Source organism: Streptomyces sp. XY006 (genome assembly GCF_002237655.1).
GTDB lineage: Bacteria > Actinomycetota > Actinomycetes > Streptomycetales > Streptomycetaceae > Streptomyces > Streptomyces levis.
In genome coordinates, this window is sequence record NZ_NOKT01000009.1 from 235,410 (window position 1) to 255,937 (window position 20,528).

17 protein-coding genes are annotated in these 20,528 nt (G+C 72.4%); 12 read left to right on the forward strand and 5 right to left on the reverse strand.

Going from position 1 to position 20,528, the window contains the following annotated elements; translation table 11 throughout:
- Nucleotides 1-39 precede the first annotated feature (39 nt).
- From CHR28_RS13225 to CHR28_RS13240, 4 genes are all read left to right on the forward strand, one after another.
- Nucleotides 40-420 carry an MmcQ/YjbR family DNA-binding protein gene (locus tag CHR28_RS13225; protein ID WP_094053777.1) on the forward strand — a complete coding sequence of 127 codons (381 nt, stop codon included), beginning with the start codon at nucleotides 40-42 and terminating at the stop codon, nucleotides 418-420.
- A 109-nt stretch (nucleotides 421-529) separates the two neighbouring features.
- On the forward strand, nucleotides 530-1,675 hold the full coding sequence (locus CHR28_RS13230; protein WP_094053778.1) for a CaiB/BaiF CoA transferase family protein: 1,146 nt from the start codon (nucleotides 530-532) through the stop codon (nucleotides 1,673-1,675).
- Nucleotides 1,676-1,686: 11 nt separating this feature from the next.
- Nucleotides 1,687-2,901: an acetyl-CoA C-acetyltransferase gene (locus CHR28_RS13235; RefSeq protein WP_094053779.1), complete on the forward strand. Its 1,215-nt coding sequence runs from the start codon at nucleotides 1,687-1,689 to the stop codon at nucleotides 2,899-2,901.
- 34 nt (nucleotides 2,902-2,935) lie between these two features.
- Nucleotides 2,936-5,128 carry a 3-hydroxyacyl-CoA dehydrogenase NAD-binding domain-containing protein gene (locus CHR28_RS13240; protein ID WP_094053780.1) on the forward strand — a complete coding sequence of 731 codons (2,193 nt, stop codon included), beginning with the start codon at nucleotides 2,936-2,938 and terminating at the stop codon, nucleotides 5,126-5,128.
- Here CHR28_RS13240 and CHR28_RS13245 read toward each other — a convergent pair.
- On the reverse strand, nucleotides 5,125-5,841 hold the full coding sequence (locus CHR28_RS13245; RefSeq protein WP_179272415.1) for a MerR family transcriptional regulator: 717 nt from the start codon (nucleotides 5,839-5,841) through the stop codon (nucleotides 5,125-5,127). The genes CHR28_RS13240 and CHR28_RS13245 overlap by 4 nt on opposite strands.
- Nucleotides 5,842-6,059: 218 nt before the next feature.
- Between CHR28_RS13245 and CHR28_RS13250 the strand changes: the two genes are divergently transcribed.
- The gene (locus tag CHR28_RS13250; RefSeq protein WP_094053782.1) at nucleotides 6,060-7,526 is read left to right on the forward strand and encodes an amino acid permease; all 1,467 of its coding nucleotides are present in this window, start codon (nucleotides 6,060-6,062) and stop codon (nucleotides 7,524-7,526) included.
- A gap of 41 nt (nucleotides 7,527-7,567) precedes the next feature.
- On the forward strand, nucleotides 7,568-8,047 hold the full coding sequence (locus CHR28_RS13255) for a macro domain-containing protein (RefSeq protein WP_094053807.1): 480 nt from the start codon (nucleotides 7,568-7,570) through the stop codon (nucleotides 8,045-8,047).
- An 8-nt stretch (nucleotides 8,048-8,055) separates the two neighbouring features.
- Here CHR28_RS13255 and CHR28_RS13260 read toward each other — a convergent pair whose 3' ends face one another.
- Both CHR28_RS13260 and CHR28_RS13265 read right to left on the reverse strand, forming a co-directional pair.
- Nucleotides 8,056-8,886, reverse strand: coding sequence for an arginase family protein (locus CHR28_RS13260; RefSeq protein ID WP_256984237.1), 831 nt, complete (start codon nucleotides 8,884-8,886; stop codon nucleotides 8,056-8,058).
- A gap of 154 nt (nucleotides 8,887-9,040) precedes the next feature.
- On the reverse strand, nucleotides 9,041-10,567 hold the full coding sequence (locus CHR28_RS13265; RefSeq protein ID WP_179272416.1) for a M1 family metallopeptidase: 1,527 nt from the start codon (nucleotides 10,565-10,567) through the stop codon (nucleotides 9,041-9,043).
- 200 nt (nucleotides 10,568-10,767) lie between these two features.
- Here CHR28_RS13265 and CHR28_RS13270 point away from each other — a divergent pair, with 200 nt between their 5' ends.
- The 3 genes from CHR28_RS13270 to CHR28_RS13280 all read left to right on the forward strand — a co-directional run bounded on the left by CHR28_RS13270 (nucleotide 10,768) and on the right by CHR28_RS13280 (nucleotide 15,803).
- Nucleotides 10,768-12,723: a Xaa-Pro dipeptidyl-peptidase gene (locus CHR28_RS13270; RefSeq protein ID WP_094053784.1), complete on the forward strand. Its 1,956-nt coding sequence runs from the start codon at nucleotides 10,768-10,770 to the stop codon at nucleotides 12,721-12,723.
- Nucleotides 12,720-13,997: a M14 family metallopeptidase gene (locus CHR28_RS13275; RefSeq protein ID WP_094053785.1), complete on the forward strand. Its 1,278-nt coding sequence runs from the start codon at nucleotides 12,720-12,722 to the stop codon at nucleotides 13,995-13,997. The genes CHR28_RS13270 and CHR28_RS13275 overlap by 4 nt, the downstream gene beginning before the upstream one ends.
- Nucleotides 13,998-14,078: 81 nt before the next feature.
- Nucleotides 14,079-15,803 carry a BCCT family transporter gene (locus tag CHR28_RS13280; protein WP_094053786.1) on the forward strand — a complete coding sequence of 575 codons (1,725 nt, stop codon included), beginning with the start codon at nucleotides 14,079-14,081 and terminating at the stop codon, nucleotides 15,801-15,803.
- Between the two features lie 121 nt (nucleotides 15,804-15,924).
- Here the strand turns inward: CHR28_RS13280 and CHR28_RS13285 are convergent, their stop codons facing one another.
- Nucleotides 15,925-16,875, reverse strand: a complete 951-nt coding sequence (locus CHR28_RS13285) for an NAD(P)/FAD-dependent oxidoreductase (RefSeq protein WP_094053787.1) — start codon at nucleotides 16,873-16,875, stop codon at nucleotides 15,925-15,927.
- A 66-nt stretch (nucleotides 16,876-16,941) separates the two neighbouring features.
- On the opposite strand from CHR28_RS13285, the gene CHR28_RS13290 reads away from it, so the two are divergent.
- Both CHR28_RS13290 and CHR28_RS13295 read left to right on the forward strand, forming a co-directional pair.
- Nucleotides 16,942-17,985: an oxidoreductase gene (locus CHR28_RS13290; RefSeq protein ID WP_094053788.1), complete on the forward strand. Its 1,044-nt coding sequence runs from the start codon at nucleotides 16,942-16,944 to the stop codon at nucleotides 17,983-17,985.
- Between the two features lie 13 nt (nucleotides 17,986-17,998).
- Nucleotides 17,999-19,639 carry an ABC-F family ATP-binding cassette domain-containing protein gene (locus CHR28_RS13295; RefSeq protein WP_094053789.1) on the forward strand — a complete coding sequence of 547 codons (1,641 nt, stop codon included), beginning with the start codon at nucleotides 17,999-18,001 and terminating at the stop codon, nucleotides 19,637-19,639.
- Here CHR28_RS13295 and CHR28_RS13300 read toward each other — a convergent pair.
- A complete protein-coding gene (locus CHR28_RS13300; protein ID WP_094053790.1) occupies nucleotides 19,636-20,190 on the reverse strand; it encodes a putative glycolipid-binding domain-containing protein in 555 nt (184 codons plus the stop codon). The genes CHR28_RS13295 and CHR28_RS13300 overlap by 4 nt on opposite strands.
- Before the next feature lie 122 nt (nucleotides 20,191-20,312).
- On the opposite strand from CHR28_RS13300, the gene CHR28_RS38785 reads away from it, so the two are divergent.
- The coding region (locus CHR28_RS38785; protein ID WP_179272417.1) for a hypothetical protein at nucleotides 20,313-20,528 on the forward strand (216 nt) is incomplete at its 3' end.

Below are 20,528 nucleotides of genomic sequence, written 5' to 3' on the forward strand. Positions count from 1 at the left end.
GAGCGGTGCGGAGCCCGACGACGAGCCCGGAGGAACGCGATGGCCGTGCCCAGGAATGCCCTGAAGAAATGGGAGAAAGTGCACGCGTTCGCCCTGGGGCTGCCGGGTGCCGTCGAGGAGTTCCCGTGGGGCGAGTCCGTCGCGAAGGTCAACCGGAAGGTCTTCGTCTTCCTGGGCGTGCAGGACGGCAGCTACCCCCTGGAGGTGACGGTGAAGCTCACGGACGAGACGGCGCACGCGCACGCGCTCGCGTGCCCCGGCGCCGAGCCCGCCGGGTACGGCCTGGGCAGGGCGGGCTGGGTGAGCGTCCCCCTGGAGGCGCCGGGCGCCCCGGCCGCGGAGCTCCTGTGCGACTGGGTGGAGGAGAGCTACCGGGTGATCGCGCCGAAGCGGCTCATAGCGCAGCTGGACGGAGGCTGACCCGTACGGCACATTGCTAAGCGCTTGCTCGTTCAGCTCTTGTGCGGAGTGGAACGTGTTCTTAGCATCGCTGGTGTTACATCACTTGTGTCACAGCACTGGGGGCTGGATGACCACGGCAAGGACGCCGGTGCACGGCCCGCTCGCAGGGGTGCGGGTCGTCGAGCTGGCCGGGATCGGTCCCGGCCCGTTCGCCGCCATGCTGCTCGCCGACCTCGGGGCCGACGTCGTGCGCGTGGACCGGCCCGGCGGCCCCGGACTCGGGATCGACCCGGCGTACGACGTCACCAACCGCAACAAGCGCTCGGTGGTCGTCGACCTGAAGGCCCCGGACGGCCCGGACCGGGTACTTGACCTGGCCGCGCGCGCCGACGTCCTGGTCGAGGGCTACCGCCCCGGCGTCGCCGAGCGCCTCGGCGTCGGGCCCGGGAACTGCCACGCCCGCAACCCGCGCCTGGTCTATGGCCGGATGACCGGCTGGGGCCAGGACGGCCCGCTCGCTCCGCACGCCGGGCACGACATCGCCTACCTCGCCCCCACCGGCGCCCTCGGCATGATCGGCCGCCCCGACGAGCCGCCGCCCGTCCCCGCCAACCTGCTCGGCGACTACGCGGGCGGCTCCCTCTACCTCGTCGTCGGCGTCCTCGCCGCCCTCCATCACGCCCGGGCGACCGGCACCGGGCAGGTCGTGGACGCCGCCATCGTCGACGGCACCGCCCATCTGGCCACGATGATCCACGGCATGCTCGCCGCCGGCGGCTGGCAGGACCGCCGCGGCGCCAACCTCCTGGACGGCGGCTGCCCGTACTACGGCACCTACGAGACGGCCGACGGCCGGTACATGGCCGTCGGCGCCCTGGAACCGCAGTTCTACGAGGAGTTCCTCGCCCTCCTCGGGATCGAGGACCAGAGCGCCGCCCGCACGGACGTCACCCGCTGGCAGGACCTGCGCGAGGCGGTCGCCGCCCGCTTCAAGAGCCGCACCAGGGACGAGTGGACGGCCGTCTTCGACGGCACCGACGCGTGCGTGGCGCCCGTGCTGTCGCTGCGCGAGGCACCCCACCACCCGCACCTGGCCGCCCGCGGCACCTTCACCGACCACGACGGCATCACCCAGCCCGCCCCGGCCCCCCGCTTCTCCGCGACCCCGACCTCCGTCCGCAGCGGCCCGGCGCTCCCGGGCGCCGACACGGCCGACGTCGCCCGGGAGTGGGACGTGCCCGGGCTGCTCCCAGCGTCCCGAAACCCTCAGTGAAAGGCCTCCCCGTGAGCACCGAAGCGTACGTGTACGACGCGATCCGCACCCCGCGCGGGCGCGGCAAGGCCAACGGCGCCCTGCACGGCACCAAGCCCATCGACCTGGTCGTCGGACTCATCCACGAGATCCGCGCCCGCTTCCCCGGCCTCGACCCGGCCGCCGTCGACGACATCGTCCTCGGCGTCGTCGGCCCGGTCGGCGACCAGGGCTCCGACATCGCGCGCATCGCGGCGATCGCGGCCGGGCTGCCCGACACCGTCGCGGGCGTCCAGGAGAACCGCTTCTGTGCCTCGGGCCTCGAAGCCGTCAACCTGGCCGCCGCGAAGGTCCGTTCGGGCTGGGAGGACCTCGTCCTGGCCGGCGGTGTCGAGTCGATGTCCCGGGTGCCGATGGCCTCCGACGGCGGCGCCTGGTTCAACGACCCGATGACCAACCTCCAGGTCAACTTCGTGCCGCAGGGCATCGGCGCCGACCTCATCGCCACCATCGAGGGCTTCTCCCGCAGGGACGTCGACGAGTACGCGGCGCTCTCCCAGGAACGGGCCGCCACCGCCATGAAGGACGGACGCTTCGAGAGGTCCGTCGTCCCCGTGAAGGACCGCAGCGGCCTCGTCGTCCTCGACCACGACGAGTTCCCGCGCCCCGGCACCACCGCCGACTCCCTCGCCAAGCTCAAGCCGTCCTTCGCGGACATCGGCGAACTCGGCGGTTTCGACGCCGTCGCGCTCCAGCAGTACCACTGGGTGGAGAAGATCGACCACGTCCACCACGCGGGCAACTCCTCCGGCATCGTCGACGGCGCCTCGCTCGTCGCGATCGGCTCCAAGGAGGTCGGCGAGCGCTACGGCCTCACGCCCCGCGCGCGGATCGTCTCCGCCGCCGTGTCCGGTTCCGAGCCGACCATCATGCTCACCGGCCCCGCCCCCGCCACCCGCAAGGCCCTCGCCAAGGCCGGCCTGACCATCGACGACATCGACCTCGTCGAGATCAACGAGGCGTTCGCGGCGGTCGTGCTGCGCTTCGTGAAGGACATGGGCCTGTCCCTGGACAAGGTCAACGTCAACGGCGGCGCGATCGCGCTCGGCCACCCCCTCGGCGCCACCGGCGCGATGATCCTCGGCACCCTCGTCGACGAGTTGGAGCGCCAGGACAAGCGCTACGGCCTCGCCACGCTGTGCGTCGGCGGCGGCATGGGCGTCGCCACCATCGTCGAGCGCATCTGACCCCCTCCCGACGGATCACACGGAGCACCTCCACATGAGCACTGAGTCCACCACCATCCGCTGGGAACAGGACCGCACCGGCCTCGTCACCCTTGTGATCGACGACCCCAACCAGTCCGCGAACACCATGAACCAGGCGTTCCGCGACTCCCTCGCCGCGGTCACCGACCGGCTGGAGGCCGAGAAGGACTCCATCCGGGGCGTCATCATCACCTCCGCCAAGAAGACCTTCTTCGCCGGCGGCGACCTGCGCGACCTCATCCGCGTCACGCCCGAGACCGCCCAGGAGCTGTTCGACGGCGGCATGGCCATCAAGCGGAACCTGCGCCGCATCGAGTCCCTCGGCAAGCCCGTCGTCGCCGCCCTCAACGGCGCGGCCCTCGGCGGCGGTTACGAGATCGCCCTGGCCTGCCACCACCGGATCGCCCTGGACGCGCCCGGCTCGAAGATCGGCTGCCCCGAGGTCACCCTCGGCCTGCTGCCCGGAGGCGGCGGCGTGGTCCGCACGGTCCGCCTGCTGGGCATCGCCGACGCCCTGCTGAAGGTCCTCCTCCAGGGCACCCAGTACAGCCCGCGCCGCGCCCTGGACAACGGCCTCGTCGACGAGGTCGCCGACAGCCACGAGGACATGCTCGCCAAGGCCCGGGCCTTCATCGACGCCAACCCCGAGTCGCAGCAGCCCTGGGACAGGCCGGGCTACCGCATCCCGGGCGGCACGCCGGCCAACCCCAAGTTCGCCGCGAACCTGCCCGCCTTCCCCGCCACCCTGCGCAAGCAGACGAACGGCGCTCCCTACCCCGCCCCGCGCAACATCCTCGCCGCGGCCGTCGAGGGCGCCCAGGTCGACTTCGAGACCGCGCAGGTCATCGAGGCCCGCTACTTCGTCGAACTGGCCGCGGGACAGACCTCGAAGAACATGATCCAGGCGTTCTTCTTCGACCTCCAGGCCGTCAACTCCGGCGCCAACCGCCCCAAGGGCGTCGAGCCCCGCAAGGTGGGCAAGGTGGCCGTCCTCGGCGCCGGCATGATGGGCGCCGGCATCGCCTACTCCTGCGCCCGCGCCGGCATCGACGTCGTCCTGAAGGACGTCTCCCTGGAAGCGGCCCTCAAGGGCAAGGGCTACTCCGAGAAGCTGTGCGCCAAGGCCGTCGCCAAGGGCCGGACGACCCGGGAGAAGGCCGACGCGCTGCTCGCCCGCATCACGCCCACCGCCGAGGTCCAGGACCTGGCCGGCTGCGACGCGGTCATCGAGGCCGTCTTCGAGGACACCTCCCTCAAGCACAAGGTGTTCCAGGAGATCCAGCACGTCGTCGCCCCCGACGCGCTGCTGTGCTCCAACACCTCCACCCTGCCCATCACCGCCCTCGCCGAAGGCGTCGAACGGCAGGGCGACTTCATCGGCCTGCACTTCTTCTCGCCCGTCGACAAGATGCCGCTCGTCGAGATCATCAAGGGCGAGCGCACCGGCGAGGAGGCCCTCGCCCGCGCCTTCGACCTGGTCCGGCAGATCAACAAGACGCCGATCGTCGTCAACGACTCGCGTGGCTTCTTCACCTCCCGCGTCATCGGCCACTTCATCAACGAGGGCGTCGCCATGGTCGGCGAGGGCATCGAGCCCGCCTCCGTCGAACAGGCCGCCGCGCAGGCCGGCTACCCGGCCAAGGTGCTGTCCCTCATGGACGAGCTGACACTGACCCTGCCCCGCAAGATCCGCGCCGAGTCCCGGCGCGCGGTCGAGGAGGCCGGCGGCACCTGGACGCCCCACCCCGCCGAGGCCGTCATCGACCGCATGGTCGACGAGTTCGGCCGCACGGGCCGCAGCGGCGGCGCGGGCTTCTACGACTACGACGAGGACGGCAGGCGCGCCCGGCTCTGGCCGGGACTGCGCGAGCACTTCACCCGGCCCGGTCACCGGATCCCGTTCGAGGACATGCAGGAACGCATGCTCTTCTCCGAGGCGCTGGACACCGTGCGGCTGCTGGAGGAGGGCGTGCTGACCTCCGTCGCCGACGCCAACATCGGCTCCATCTTCGGCATCGGCTTCCCGGGCTGGACCGGCGGCGTGCTCCAGTACATCAACGGCTACGACGGCGGCGCCGGGGCAGGTGTCGGACTGCCCGCCTTCGTGGCCCGCGCGCGGGAACTCGCCGAGCGCTACGGCGACCGGTTCACCCCGCCCGCCCTGCTCGTGGAGAAGGCGGAGAAGGGGGAGCGCTTCAGCGACTAGTCCGCGGCCGGCCCGTCGGCAGGACGGGTCAGCCACTCGCCCAGCTCTTCCTGGAGCGAGCGCTGGAACGCGGTGAGGAGCGCCTGCACCACCAGAGGGTGCATGTGCGCCGACAGGGACCGCACGTCCCGCGCGTCACGCTCCGCCACCTCGCCGCGGAAGAGCTGGGAGAGCTCCCGGGCCGCGGCGCGCGCGTGTTCGAGCAGGACCTTGCGCGCCGCGAAGATCGCCTCCGGGGACAGCGGCACGTCCAGCAGGCCCGCGCCCAGCCGGAGCAGACCGAGATCGGCCTCGTAGCCGTCCCCGGCGGGCCGCACCACGCCCATCGCGACGAGCCGCTCGACGTCCTCCTCGTCCAGGGGCCGCCCGGCCCGCCGCGCCAGCTCCCGCCGGGTGACCGTCTCGACGGTGTCCGGCGCCCAGGACGCCACCACTGCCCGGTGAATGGCCAGGTCGTGCGCGCTCAGGTCCGCCGGCAGCTGCCGCAGATACCGCTCGATGCCGGCCAGCGTCAGCCCCTGCCGCTGCAGCTCCTCGATCAGCGCGAGCCGGTCCAGGTGCTCCCGCCCGTAGTGCCCCACGCGCCGGGGACCCAGCACCGGCGGCGGCAGCAGCCCCTTCGTGCCGTAGAAGCGGACCGTGCGCACCGTGACACCGGCCCGGGCGGCCAGCTCGTCGATGGTGAGGGTCGGCTCCTCGGCGTCGGTCGTCATGTGCAGCAGTATCGCTGTCTCACCAGTGCTGTGAAACCCATGGCGGCGAACGTGAAGGCGGTGTGAGAAGTCGCGCTGTGTGACGTGTGCCATCGCGTGAGCTGCGCGGCGTGGGGGAAGGTGGCCCCTTGGTCTGTGCCCTGACAGAGGGCGCAGACCTTATGTACGTCCGGAAGCCGAGCGTGACCCGCTCGGGCGCACCAGAGAGTGGATCCACCGTGAGCAAGGACGCCGTGAACACGGCTGCGGCCACGCCGCGTACCGATGCGGCCCAGGTGCCCGCGGACGCGGGCGACGCCGGCTACAGCAAGGACCTCAAGGCCCGGCACGTCAACATGATCGCCATCGGCGGGGCCATCGGCACCGGCCTCTTCCTCGGCGCCGGCGGCCGTCTCCACAACGCCGGCCCCGCGCTGGCGATCGCCTACCTGGTCTGCGGCATCTTCGCCTTCTTCGTCGTCCGGGCCCTCGGCGAGCTGGTCCTGTACCGCCCCTCCTCGGGCTCCTTCGTCTCCTACGCGCGCGAGTTCCTCGGCGAGAAGGGCGCCTACGTCGCCGGCTGGATGTACTTCCTGAACTGGTCGACCACCGGCATCGCCGACATCACCGCGATCGCGCTGTACACGCACTACTGGAGCCTGTTCACCGACATCCCGCAGTGGGTGCTTGCGCTGATCGCCCTCGCGGTGGTGCTCGCCGTGAACCTGATCTCGGTGAAGATCTTCGGCGAGATGGAGTTCTGGTTCGCGATCATCAAGGTCGCGACGCTCGTCGGCTTCATGTTCATCGGCATCTTCCTGCTCGCCACGCAGCACGAGGTGGGCGGCCAGACCCCGGGCCTGAGCGTCATCACCGACAACGGCGGCGTCTTCCCGCACGGCATGATGCCGGTCGTCCTGGTGATGCAGGGCGTGATCTTCGCGTACGCCGCGCTGGAGCTGGTCGGCGTCGCGGCGGGCGAGACCGCCGAGCCGGAGAAGGTCGTCCCGCGCGCGGTGAACTCGATCATGTGGCGCGTCGGCCTGTTCTACGTCGGCTCGGTCGTCCTGCTCGCCCTCCTGCTGCCCGGCTCGGTCTACTCGGCCGACCAGAGCCCCTTCGTCACGGTCCTGTCGAAGATCGGCGTCCCGGCCGCGGGCGACGTGATGAACCTGGTGGTCCTGACCGCCGCGATGTCCTCGCTCAACTCCGGCCTGTACTCCACGGGCCGCATCCTGCGCTCGATGGCGATGGCCGGCTCCGCGCCGAAGTTCACCGCCCGCATGAACCGCAGCCAGGTCCCCTACGGCGGCATCCTGCTCACCTGCGGGGTCTGCGTGCTGGGCGTCGGCCTGAACTTCCTCGTCCCGGCCCAGGCCTTCGAGATCGTGCTGAACGTCGCCTCCCTCGGCATCATCAGCACGTGGGTGATCATCATGATCTGCCACCTGGTCTTCGTCCGCCGCGCCAAGGCGGGCCTGGTCGCCCGCCCCTCCTTCCGCCTCTTCGGCAGCCCGGTCACGGAGATCGCCACGATCGCCTTCCTGCTGGCCTGCCTCGGCATGATGTGGAACGACCCGGAGGTCGGCCGCAAGACCCTCCTGCTCATCCCGCTCATCGCGATCATGCTGGTGGCAGGCTGGTACGGCGTCCGCCGCAGGGTGTCCCAGACGGCCGACCAGGAGCTGTCGCAGCTGACGAGGTGACGGCCCGGGCCGCTGTCAGTGGCCCCGTCTACGGTGGCGTCATGCCGGGGATCGATTACATCCGGGGCGACGCCACCGCTCCGTCCGTGAAGGGCGTCAAGATCATCGCCCACGTCTGCAATGACGCCGGGGGCTGGGGCAAGGGCTTCGTCCTCGCGGTCTCACGCCGCTGGCCGGGGCCTGAGACGGCCTACCGGGCCTGGCACCGCGGCCGGGCGAAGAACGACTTCGGCCTGGGCGCGGTGCAGTTCGTGCAGGTGGAAGCGTACGTGTGGGTGGCCAACATGATCGGCCAGCACGGGACCAGGACCGGCAGCAAAGGCGTCCCCGTGCGCTATGAGGCGATCGACCGGGCCCTGGGGGCCGTCGCGGAGCGAGCGCGGGAGGTCGGGGCCTCCGTGCACATGCCGCGGATCGGCTGCGGGCTCGCCGGTGGCAGGTGGTCCCGGGTCGAGCCGCTGGTCGAGGAGCGGCTGGTGCGGCAGGGCATACCGGTGACGGTGTACGACCACGGGGAGTGAAGACCGGCTCAGGCCCCGGCGTCGAAGGCCCGGACCAGGCAGTCGGCGAGGCGCCGGGTGAGGGTGCCGTCCGGATCCAGGCGGGGGTTGAAGATCGCCACGTCGAGACCCACCGCCGTACCGGACGCGAGGGCCGTGCGCAGGATCGTCTCCAGCTCCTGCCAGCTCAGACCGTCCGGCTGGCGGTGGTCCACGGCCGGCATCAGCGCGTCGTCCAGCACGTCGACGTCGAGGTGCACCCAGTACCCGGCCCCCGCGCCGTCGCCGCTCAGCAGCCCGACCGCCCGCCGGGCCGCCTCGGCCGCCCCCAGGGCGCGCACGGTGTCCAGCTCCATCGCGTGCAGCGCGCCCGGCAGCGGCTGCATCCCGAACGCCGCGGACTCCTCCGCGTCCCGGAACCCCAGGGCGACGACGTCCGCGTCCCGCACGAGCGGCCCCCGGCCCTCCAGATCGGCCAGGACGCGCGGGCCGCGCCCGGTGGCCAGGGCGAGTTCCATCGAGGCCACCTCGCCGGCCGGCTCGGCCTCCGGCTGGTAGAAGTCCGTGTGCCCGTCGAGGAACAGCAGCCCGTGCCGGTCCCGGCGGCGCAGTGCGAGCAGGTTGCCCAGCAGCACACTGCAGTCGCCGCCGAGCACGAGCGGGAAGCGGCCGCCGTCGAGGACACCGCCCACGGCGTCGGCCAGCGCCGCCGAGTACGCCGCGATGCCCCCCGGGTTCAGCACCCCGGTCTCCGCGTCCCGCTCCGGGTCGTACGGCGGCGGCTCGACCCGGCCCGCGATCTCGGCGCCGAGCGCCGCGGCCAGCCCGGTGCCCAGCAGCGCCGACGCCAGGTCCTCCACCCCGTGGGGCGCAGCCCGAGCACGGACGGTGCCTCGACGATCGCCACGTTCCGCACGCCCGGCACCTCCGTCGGCCGCCTTCGTGTCATGCCGCCCGGCCCATACGCCCGGTGCGTATGGGCCCACCGTAGACCGCGGGGCGGGACGCGGCGCGTCAGTGCCGGTGCCCGGCGCCCTCCGCGCGGCCGCCGTGCTCGTGCACCCCGTTGGTCGCCGCGATCCGCTTCCACGACCTCGGCTGCGGCACCGCCTTGGCCGCCTTCGCGACCGCCGCGGCCCGGGCGGCCGGCACCCCCGGCTTGGAGGGCTGGAACAGCCACGTGTCGAACAGGGCGGCCAGCGGCTTGCCGGACACCTCCTCGGCATAGCGCTGGAAGTCGGCGACGGACGCGTTGCCGTGCGCGTACTTCTGCGGCCAGCCCTTGAGGATCGCGAAGAACGCCTCGTCGCCGACCGCGTTGCGCAGCGCCTGCACGGCGAGCGCGCCCCGGTCGTAGACCGCGATGTCGAACTGCCTGTCCGGCCCGGGGTCCCCGGGCCGGACCGTCCAGAACGGGTCGTCGGCCGGGTGCGAGGCGTACACGTAGTCGGCGAGCTCCTGCGCGGTGCCCTCGCCCTCGTGCTCGGACCAGAGCCACTGCGCGTACCGCGCGAAGCCCTCGTTGATCCAGATGTCCTTCCAGCCCTTGAGGGACACCACGTCCCCGTACCACTGGTGGGCCAGCTCGTGGACGACGACGGACGTGTTCGACCCGTTGGCGAAGTTCCGGGGGCTGTAGAACGGCCGGGTCTGGGTCTCCAGCGCGTACCCGGTGTTCGTGTTCGGGACGTACCCGCCGAGCGCGTTGTACGGGTACGGCCCGAAGTACTCGCTCAGCCAGTCCGCGATCTCGCCGCTGCGCTCGATGCTCGCGCGGGCCGCGCCGGCGTGGTCGCCCAGGTCCTTGCTGTAGGCGTTGACGACCGGGATGCCGCTCTCGGTCGTGCCGGTCGTGAGGTCGAACTTCCCGACGGCGAGCGTCGCGAGGTACGTGGCCTGCGGCTTGTTGGAGCGCCAGTTCCAGCGCGTCCAGCCGAGCCGTGAACTCGTCGACTGCAGCGTGCCGTTGGAGATGGCCTGGGTGCCGTCGGGGACCAGCACGGACACGTCGTAGGTGGCCTTGTCGAGCGGGTGGTCGTTGCTCGGGAACCACCACGCGGCCGCCTCCGGCTCGTTGGCCGCGACGCCGCCGTCCGGGGTGCGGTGCCAGCTGGTGAAGCCGTAGGCCCGCTTCGACGACGGCACGCCGTGGTAGCGCACGACGACCGTGACGGCCGTGCCCTTGGACAGCGGGGTCTTCGGCGTGATCTCCAGCTCGTGCTCGCCGGAGGTCGTGAACGAGGCCTTGGCCCCGTTGACGCGCACCTCGTCGACCTCCAGCAGGAAGTCGAGGTTGAAGCGCGTCAGGTCCTGGGTGGTGCGGGCCACGAGGGTGGCCGTGCCCTCCAGTTCGTCCGTCGCCGGCTGGTACTTCAGCCGGAGGTCGTAGTGGGAGACGTCGTATCCGCCATTGCCGTAGACCGGGTAGTAGGGGTCGCCGATACCCGGCGCGCCGGGGGAGTGGGGGGCGGCCGATGCCGGGATCGCCAGCAGGAGAACGGCCGCTGCCAGGGCTCCCGGCGCGATGATTCTGCGGTGCACGCAAGGCTCCAAGTCGTAGGTCCCGAAGTCTGTCCGGAGCCTATTGACTCCTTGTGTCACTGGTCATGTCCATGGCCTCCCTTGTCACACGATCGCCATTCGGCCGACATGCGACACCGGCCCCGCCGGCCGTTTCCGGACACGCCGGTCCGTCAGCGGCCCTCTTCTGAACAGGAGTTCACCGATGTACCGTCCGGCGCATGCCGAAACGCACGCGCTTCACGACCTGGAGACCGCTCGCGACGGCGGCCACGGCCGCCCTGATGGCCACACTGCTCACCCCGGCGGCGGCCCAGGCCGCACCGCGCGGGAGCGAACCCGTCCACTCCTACGGCAACGCCATCCGCGAGGCCGTCTGGGTGGACACCGGACTCGACGGTGACGGCGACGGAAAGAGCGACCGGGTCGCCGTCGACATCGTCCGCCCCCGCGAACCCGCCGCCCAGGGCCGCAAGGTCCCTGTCATCATGGACGCCAGCCCGTACTACTCCTGCTGCGGGCGCGGCAACGAGAGTCAGAAGAAGACCTACGACGGAGACGGCGACGTCACGCAGATGCCGCTGTTCTACGACAACTACTTCGTACCGCGCGGCTACGCCGTCGTCGGTGTCGACCTGGCCGGAACCAATCGCTCCGACGGCTGCGTCGACGTCGGCGGCCGCTCCGACATCCAGTCGGCCAAGGCAGTCGTCGACTGGCTCAACGGCCGCGCCAAGGCGTACACCACCCGCACCGGCACGACCCGGGCCGAGGCCGGCTGGACCAAAGGCCGCACCGGCATGATCGGCAAGAGCTGGGACGGCACCATCGCCAACGGCGTCGCCGCCACCGGCGTCGAGGGCCTGGAGACCATCGTCCCGATCAGCGCCATCTCCTCCTGGTACGACTACTACTTCCAGCAGGGCGCCCCGCTCTACGACTCCGGCCCCGACTGGCTCTCGAACTACGTCGACAGCCCCGACGCCCGCGCCCGGTGCGGTGCCGTGCAGCGCAAGCTCGTCGACGGCGCCCCGCGCAGCGGCGACCTGACCCCGCTGTGGGCCGAGCGCGACTACGTACGGGCCGCCCGCAAGGTGAAGGCCAGCGTCTTCCTCGTGCACGGCATGCAGGACCTCAACGTCCGCATGAAGCACGTCGGCCAGTGGTGGGACGCCCTCGCGAAGAACGGCGTCGACCGCAAGATCTGGCTCTCGCAGACCGGCCACGTCGACCCCTTCGACTTCCGGCGCGCGGACTGGGTCGAGACCCTGCACCGCTGGTTCGACCACGAACTCATGGGCTACGACAACGGCGTCGACCGCGAGCCCATGGCCGACATCGAACGCGCGCCCGACCAGTGGACCACCTCCCGGACCTGGCCCCCGAGCGGCACCCGCGCCGCCACCCTGCGCCCCGGCCAGGGCTCCCAGGACGGCGTCGGCACCCTCGGCCTGCACCGCCGCCACGGCACCGGGACCGTCACCGACGACCCCGCGCTGAGCGAGACCGACTGGGCCGCGAGCATCGACAAGCCGACACCGGAGAAGGCCGGGTTCGTCACCGGACCGCTCACCCGCGACCTGCGCCTGTCCGGCTCGTCCGAGGTCACCGTCACCGCGACGCCCTCCACCCCGACGGCCCACCTCTCCGCCGTCCTCGTGGACGTCGGCCCCGCGAGCATCCGCGACTACGCCGACCCGGGCGAGGGCATCACCACGCTCACCGACCGCACCTGCTGGGGCGCGAGCACCGCCGGCGACAGCGCCTGCTTCAAGGAGACGAAGGCGAAGACCGCCGACGTCGACTACACGATCGTCAGCCGCGGCTGGGCCGACCTCGGCAACCACGCCTCCGCGGCCAAGGGCGCCCCGCTCACCCCGGGCAAGCGGTACACGATCACCCTCGACCTGGCGGCCACCGACCACGTCGTGCCCAAGGGCCACCGCCTGGCGCTGATCGTCGCGGGCACCGACAAGGACCTCATCGACCCGCCCGCCGACCGGCCGAAGCTGACACTCGACCTCGCCCGCACCTCGGCACGCGTGCCGTTCGTCGGCGGGGCCACCGCCTTCGCCCGCGCCACCGCGGGTGCCGCGTCCGCCCTGCCCGGCGCGTCCCTGCTGGACGGCGTACGGGAGCCGCGCACCACGCACCGCGTCCCGGGGGGAGCCCAGTGATCCGCGTCCGCGCCCTGATCCTCACCGCAGCGGCGCTCGCCGCGTCCCTGGTCGCCGTCCCGGCCGAGGCGACCACCACGGACGCACCGCCGCGCACCGGCTTCGAGCGGACGAACGGCGCCCGCTGGACCACCCAGCCCGAGGAGCAGGACTTCCTCCGGGCCGTCGACCGGTCGAGCAGCCGGGTCTCCGTGTCCCGCTTCGGCACGACCGAGCAGGGCCGCCCCCTCCAGCTCGTCCGGATCGGCACCCGGCCCGGTCCGAACAAGGTGCTGCTCGTCTGCAGCCAGCACGGCGACGAGCCCTCCGGCCGCGAGGCCTGCCTCACCACGATCCGCGACCTCGCGTACGCCCGGGACAGCCGCACCCGGCGCTTCCTGGACCGCACCACGGTGCTCGTCGTGCCCACCGCCAACCCGGACGGCCGGGCCGCCGGCACACGCGGCAACAGCGACGGCGTCGACATCAACCGCGACCACCTGGCCCTGCAGACCGCCGAAGGCCGCGCCCTGGCCGCCGTCCTGCGCGACCAGCGCCCCGACCTCGTCTACGACCTGCACGAGTACGGCGCCACACCCCCGTACTACGACAAGGCCCTGTTCGATCTCTGGCCGCGCAACCTCAACACGCACGACGCGGTCCACGAGGAGGCGCGGACCCTGTCCGAGGACTACGTCCGCCCCGCCGCGCAGCGGGCCGCCCACTCGACCGGCACCTACGGCATCTGGACCGACCCGGACACGGGCGAGCCGATCAGACAGGTCGCCGGGGACGGACAGGAGCGCATCCTGCGCAACATGTCCGGCGTGAAGCACTCCGTCGGCCTGCTCATCGAGAGCCGCGTCGACCCGCTCACCGACGCCGAGAAGGCGGACGAGGCGCTGAACAACCGACGCCGGGTGACCTCCCAGCTGGCCGCCCTGAAGGGTCTGTTCGGCTACACCGACGAGCGCCGCGGCCGGATCGAGGCGGCCACCGGCCGGGCCCGCCTCGCCGGGTACGCCGACTCCGGCCCGGTCTACGTCGGCGGCGCCGACAACGATCCGCCCGGGACGTCCGACGTCATCACGGACCCACCCTGTGGATACCGGCTCACGGCCGCCCAGTACGCCGAGGTGGGCGACGAGCTCGCCCTGCACGGGGTGCGGGTACGCGAGGACGCCGAGGGCGTGCTCGTCCCGCTGCGCCAGCCCCTGCGGGCCCTCGTCCCCCTGCTGCTGGACGACCGGGCCGAGTACCACCTCACAGAAGGTTCACGCGAAACCGCGTGCTGAGGGGGTGAAAATCCGCCACACGTGGTAGCAGCGTTACGGAGGAACCGATTCTCCGTGCTGTTTCGATGAGAGGTGCCGCCTGTGACGCAAGAACGACCAAGGGACAAGGACTCCCACGAGGGGGCCGCGCTGCCGGGGTCGGAAGCGGGCCTGCCCGGCCGGGACCGGCCGCGGACCGACCGCATCGTCTTCGGCGTCACAGCGGTGCTCACCCTCGCCTTCGTGGTCTGGGGCGCCGCGGCGACCGACTCGCTCGAAGACGTCTCCACCAGCATGCTCAGCGGCCTGATGCACAACGGCGGCTGGGCGTTCATGCTGGCCGCCTCCGGCTTCGTCGTCTTCGCGCTCTGGCTCGCGATCAGCCGCTACGGCCGGATCCACCTGGGCGCGGAGGGCGAGGAGCCGGAGTTCCGCACGGTCTCCTGGGTCGCCATGATGTTCAGCGCCGGCATGGGCATCGGCCTGATGTTCTACGGCGTGAGCGAGCCGCTGTCGCACTACTCGACGGCCCCGCCGGGCACCGACCCGGCCGACTCCGGCGAACGCATGGAGACGGCCATGGCGACCACCCTCTTCCACTGGACGCTCCACCCCTGGGCGATCTACGCCGTGGTGGGTCTCGCCATCGCCTACAGCACCTTCCGCAGGCGCCGGCGGCAGACCATCAGCGCCGTGTTCACCCCGCTCATCGGCAAGAAGCACGCGAACGGCGCCGTCGGCCGGGTCATCGACATCCTCGCGATCGTCGCGACCGTCTTCGGCTCCGCCGCCTCCCTCGGGCTCGGCGCGCTGCAGATCGGCTCCGGCGTGCAGGAGCTGAACTGGATGGACAAGGTGAGCACCGGGCTGCTCGTCGCGATCATCGCGGTGCTGACCCTGGCCTTCGTCGCGTCCGCGGTGTCGGGCGTGGAGAAGGGCATCCAGTGGCTGTCCAACACCAACATGGTGCTGGCGCTGGTGCTCGCCCTGTTCGTGTTCGTGGCCGGGCCGACCATCATCGTCCTGGACCTGCTGCCCACCTCGGTCTTCGCCTACCTCGGCGACCTGCCCCAGCTGGCCGGGCGCACCGAGGCCAGCGGCGGCGAGGGCGTCGCCGACTGGCTGGGCAGCTGGACCGTCTTCTACTGGGCGTGGTGGATCTCCTGGACGCCCTTCGTCGGCATGTTCATCGCCCGGATCAGCCGGGGCAGGACCATCCGGCAGTTCGTCGGCGGTGTCATCCTCGTGCCCAGCACGGTCAGCCTGATCTGGTTCGCGGTCTTCGGCGGCTCGGCGATGAAGATGCAGGAGCAGGGGCAGCTGGGCAAGGAGACGACCCCGGAGGGGCAGCTCTTCGACGTGCTCCAGCAGTTCCCGATCGCCACCGCGACCAGCCTGCTCGTGATGATCCTGGTCGGCATCTTCTTCGTCTCGGGCGCGGACGCGGCCTCGATCGTCATGGGCACGCTGTCGCAGAAGGGCGCACTCGAACCGGGCCGGCTGGTCGTCGTGTTCTGGGGCGTGGTCACCGGCGCGGTCGCCGCGATCATGCTGATGGTGGGCAGCGGGCAGGGCGACGCCCTGACAGGCCTGCAGAACCTCACGATCCTCGCGGCGGCGCCGTTCGTCGTCGTGATGACCTTCATGTGCGTCGCACTCATGCGCGACCTGCGCCGCGACCCGGTGATCGTGCGCGAGCAGATGGGGTCCGAGGCCGTCGAACAGGCCGTCATCGAGGGCCACAAGAAGTACGACGGCGAGTTCGAGTTCCGCGTCGGCCCGGGCCGCGGCCCGGACGTCGAGGGCGACCCGATCGGCAAGCACTGACGGACGAGCACCGTCAGCGCAGATCTGACGGACGAGCGCAGGCGGATCCGCACTGACGGAAGGGACCAGGGCGCCCCGGGCTTTCCGCCCGGGGCGCCCCGGCCTTCCCAGAGGGCTTCCCTCAGCCGGTGACCAGCCGCGCCGCCTCCTCCGCGCACCCCCACGCCACCGTGACGCCCGCGCCGCCGTGGCCGTAGTTGTGCACCAGGAGCCGGCCGTCCGGCAGCGCGTCGCGCTCCACGCGGACCGCCGGGCGGGTGGGCCGCAGACCGACCCGGTGCTCCAGCACCTTCGCCCCGGCGACCTCCGGCCGGAGCTGCGCGCAGCGCGCGACGATCGCCTCGGCCGTCGCCGGGTCGGGCTCCAGGGACCACACGTCCTCCTCCGCCGTCCCGCCGAGGACGAGTCCGCCCGGCTGCGGGAACAGGTACGCGTACTCCCCGGCCGCGTCGCGGGAGACCAGCCACGTGTCGAGCCCGGGGTTCTCCACGACGACCAGCTGCCCGCGCACCGGCCGCACGGACGGATCCGGCACCAGCTCCCGCGCCGCGAGGCCCGTGCAGTTCACCACCACCGGTGCGTCGGCCTCCGCCAGCGAGGACACCGTCCGCGCCTCGACCACCCCGCCCGCCGCGGTGAACCGCTCCCGCAGCCACGCCAGATGCGCCGGCATGTCGATCAGCGGCAGCCGCGCGCGCACGCCCGGCCCGGCGTACTCCCCGGGCGTGGCCGCCCGCAGTTCCGGCACCCGTGCCGCCAGCCACCCGGCCACCTCGTCGAGCGGGGTCTCGCCCAGTACCCCTTCGACCATGCGTACGCCGGTCGTCCCGGGCCGCCGCGCCAGCTCCTCGCACACCTCCAGCGACCGCAGGCCCCAGGTACGGGCCAGCGCGGCCGGCTCGATCCGGTAGGGCCACCACAGCGCACCCGCAACGGCGGAGGTGGTCGCCTCGGCGGCGTCCCGCGACCACACCCGGACCCGCCGCCCGCCCTCGGCCAGGACCACCGCGGTCGTCAGCCCGACGACCCCGCCTCCGACCACCACGATCTCGTCACTCGGTTCGACTGCCATGGCCGGACCGTAGCGGAATATGTCATGCCGTGCTCACATCACGCCATGTGTGGGGATACTCACCCCATGTGCGCCGAGTACGCCGAGTACACGACCTTCGGCCTGGCACCCGCGATGCGGGCCGGCGGAGTCCTCACGGACGGTGGGTACCAGGTCCACCGGGACTTCCTGGACTTCATCGTCGACGGACGCCCGCTGCTCTTCCGGCTCTCCGACCTCGACGCGGTCTCCCCGCTCGCCTCCGACGTCCCACCCGCGATCTTCACCGCCCAGGTCCGCAGCCTGCTCCTGGAGAGCCCGGCCCCGCTGCCCGGGGACCGGTACGTCGTCTACGGCTGCCCCGAGTGCGAGGACCTGGCCTGCGGCGCCGTCACCGCGGTGATCCGCCCCGACGGCGAGGACGTCATCTGGCGGGACTTCGCCTGGCAGACCGACGAACACGCAGACCTCGAACGCAACGGCTACCACGGCATCGGCCCGTTCCGCTTCCGCGGCGGCGAGTACCGCGCGGCCCTGACCGCCCTGCTGAACGGCTCCGCCCCCGACCCCCGGCGCCGCGTCCTGCTGATCGGCGCCCGCGTCGCCGTCCTGGCCAAGCTCGCCGCCGCCCTGCGCACCATCGGCGTGGGCGCCGACATCGCCCACGACGCCGACGGCGTGCCCGCCGACGAACTGCGCGGCTACGGCGCCGTCGTCTTCGGCCCGGGCACCGCCGAGCGGGAACGTGCCGCCGTGCGCCGCGCCTTCGAACGGGCCCGGGTCCCGGTCGCCCACGTCGACGGCCTCGCCCCGGTCGTCCCGCTCCTCGTCGCCCAGATCGAACACGCCCTGGACCGCAGCCCCGCCGGACAGCGCCGCCTCACCGCCCTGACCGCCGACGGGGCCGGCGCGGACGTCGAGGTCACCTCCACGTGCCGGCTCAGCCTCACCGCCTACCGCATCGACCGGCTCTCACGCACCCACACCCACGACCTGTTCGACGGCGTCCTGGAACCGGGCCGCCACCGCCTCGCCCTGGACCCGAAGGCGCTGAAGGGAGCGTCGTACCTCGTCGCACGCACCACGGGAAGCGTCCTGGCGACGGCTGTGACCCACGGAGCGGCCCACTAGGATCGGCCCTCTGATGACTGCCACCCTCGTCGCCAAGAACCTCGCCGCCGGCCACGGCGACCGCGCCCTGTTCACCGGGCTCGACCTCGTCGTCGCGCCCGGCGACGTCATCGGCCTGGTCGGCGCCAACGGCGCGGGCAAGTCCACCCTGCTGCGGATGCTCGCCGGCCTCACCGCACCCGAGCAGGGCGAACTGCGCCTGTCCCCGCCGACCGCCACCGTCGGCCACCTGCCGCAGGAGCCCGACCGCCGTCCCGGCGAGACCGTCCGGGCCTTCCTGGCCCGCCGCACCGGCGTCGCCGAGGCCCAGCGGCTCATGGACGAGGCGACACAGGCCCTGGTCGACGGGGCGCCCGGCGCCGACGACGCCTACGCCACGAGCCTGGAGCGCTGGCTCGGCCTCGGCGGCGCCGACCTCGACGACCGCGCCGAGGAGGTCGCCGACACCCTCGGCCTCGCGATCGACCTCGACCAGCCGATGACCTCCCTGTCCGGCGGCCAGGCCGCCCGGGCCTCACTCGCCTCCCTGCTGCTGTCCCGCTACGACGTCTTCCTGCTGGACGAGCCGACCAACGACCTCGACCTGGACGGCCTGGAGCGCCTCGAACGCTTCGTCTCCGGCCTGCGCGCCGGCACGGTGGTCGTCAGCCACGACCGCGAGTTCCTCACCCGCACGGTCACCAAGGTCCTCGAACTCGACCTCGCCCAGGGGGAGATCAACCTCTACGGCGGTGGCTACGCGGCCTACCTGGAGGAGCGGGACGTCGCCCGGCGGCACGCCCGCGCCGAGTTCGAGGAGTACGCGGACAAGAAGGCGGCCCTGCAGGACCGCGCGCAGACGCAGCGCTCCTGGATGGACAAGGGCGTGAAGAACGCGCGCCGCAAGGCGGGCAACGACAACGACAAGATCGGCCGCAAGTTCCGCAGCGAGGCCAGCGAGAAGCAGGCCGCGAAAGCCCGCCAGACCCAGCGCATGATCGAGCGCCTGGAGGTGGTCGAGGAGCCCCGCAAGGAGTGGGAACTGCGCATGGAGATCGCCTCGGCACCCCGCTCGGGAGCCGTCGTCGCCACCCTGCGGGACGCCGAGGTGCGCCGCGGCGGTTTCGTCCTCGGCCCGGTGTCCCTCCAGATCGACTGGGCCGACCGCGTGGCGGTCACCGGCGCGAACGGCGCCGGCAAGTCCACGCTGCTCGCCGCCCTGCTCGGCCGCGTCCCCCTCGACGCCGGGCACGCCGCGCTCGGCTCGGGCGTCCTGCTGGGCGAGGTCGACCAGGCCCGCAAGCTGTTCCACGGCGAGGAGACCCTGCTCGACGCGTTCCGCGCGGCCGTCCCGGACACCGAACCGGTCGAGGTCCGCACACTCCTGGCCAAGTTCGGCCTCAAGACCGGCCATGTGCTGCGCTCCGCGGCGACCCTCTCCCCGGGCGAGCGCACCCGGGCCGCCCTCGCCCTGCTCCAGGGCCGGGGCGTCAACCTCCTGGTCCTCGACGAGCCGACCAACCACCTGGACCTGCCGGCCATCGAGCAACTGGAGTCGGCCCTCGACGCCTACGAGGGCACCCTGCTGCTGGTCACGCACGACCGCCGCATGCTGGACGCCGTGCACGTCACCCGCCGTCTGGAGGTCGCGGACGGCAAGGTGACCGAGCGCTAGGCCGCCAGACGCCTCGCGAGGGAGGGGTAGGCGACGACGAACCCCTCCTCGTCGAACTCCAGGTCGCTGCGGAAGTCACCGGAGGCGAACCGGACCCGTCCGGGTCCGCGATGCGTGTACGTCTGCCGCGACGGCCGCACCGTCAGGTCCGGCACGGACACCCAGGCCATCAGCAACTCCAGCTCGCCGGGGCCCCGGTGCAGCCCGTGCCGCAGCACCGGCATGGTGTTGGTCAGCGGGCACAGCCCGAGATCGCAGTCGAGGGCCCCGTCGACGCCGGGGAGCCGCTCGCCGTCCGCGGTCCAGCCGCCCCCGCCGTCGTGGAGCAGATCGAGTGAGCGGCTGCCGCCGGCGGAGTCGACCGTCACCCGCAGCCGCCGGGTGACGAACCCGTCGCCGGTGTCCAGGTCGTAGGTGACCCAGTACGGCTCCGGCTCCATGCCGACGGCCCGGCCACGCGCCCGCAGCACGCCGTCCCGCACCTGGACCCAGGCCGTCTCGAACCCTCGGCTCGCGGACACTTCCCAGGTGAGGACGCGTGCGGCAGACATGACGCCAGTCTAGATCCGCCCCTGCGAGGGGCGCGGGGCCGCGGGCGACATGCGGCTGCCGCCACGCGGGCGCGACCAGCCACGACGGACGCGCGGGTCCCCACGGCCCCACAGCCCTCAAGGTGAAGCACTCAGCGACGGCCGTTCTTGGGATCGACCAGACCGGCGCGGCGCAGCGCGTCGGCCATCGCACTGTTCGCCGGCGCGGGAGCCTGACGCGACCCGCCGCCCTGGCCCCCGCGACCGCCGCCCTGGCCCCCGCGACCGCCGCCCTGGCCGCCGCGGCCACCGCCCTGACCGCCGCCGCCCTGCCGCTGCTGAGGCGGTCGCCCGCCCCG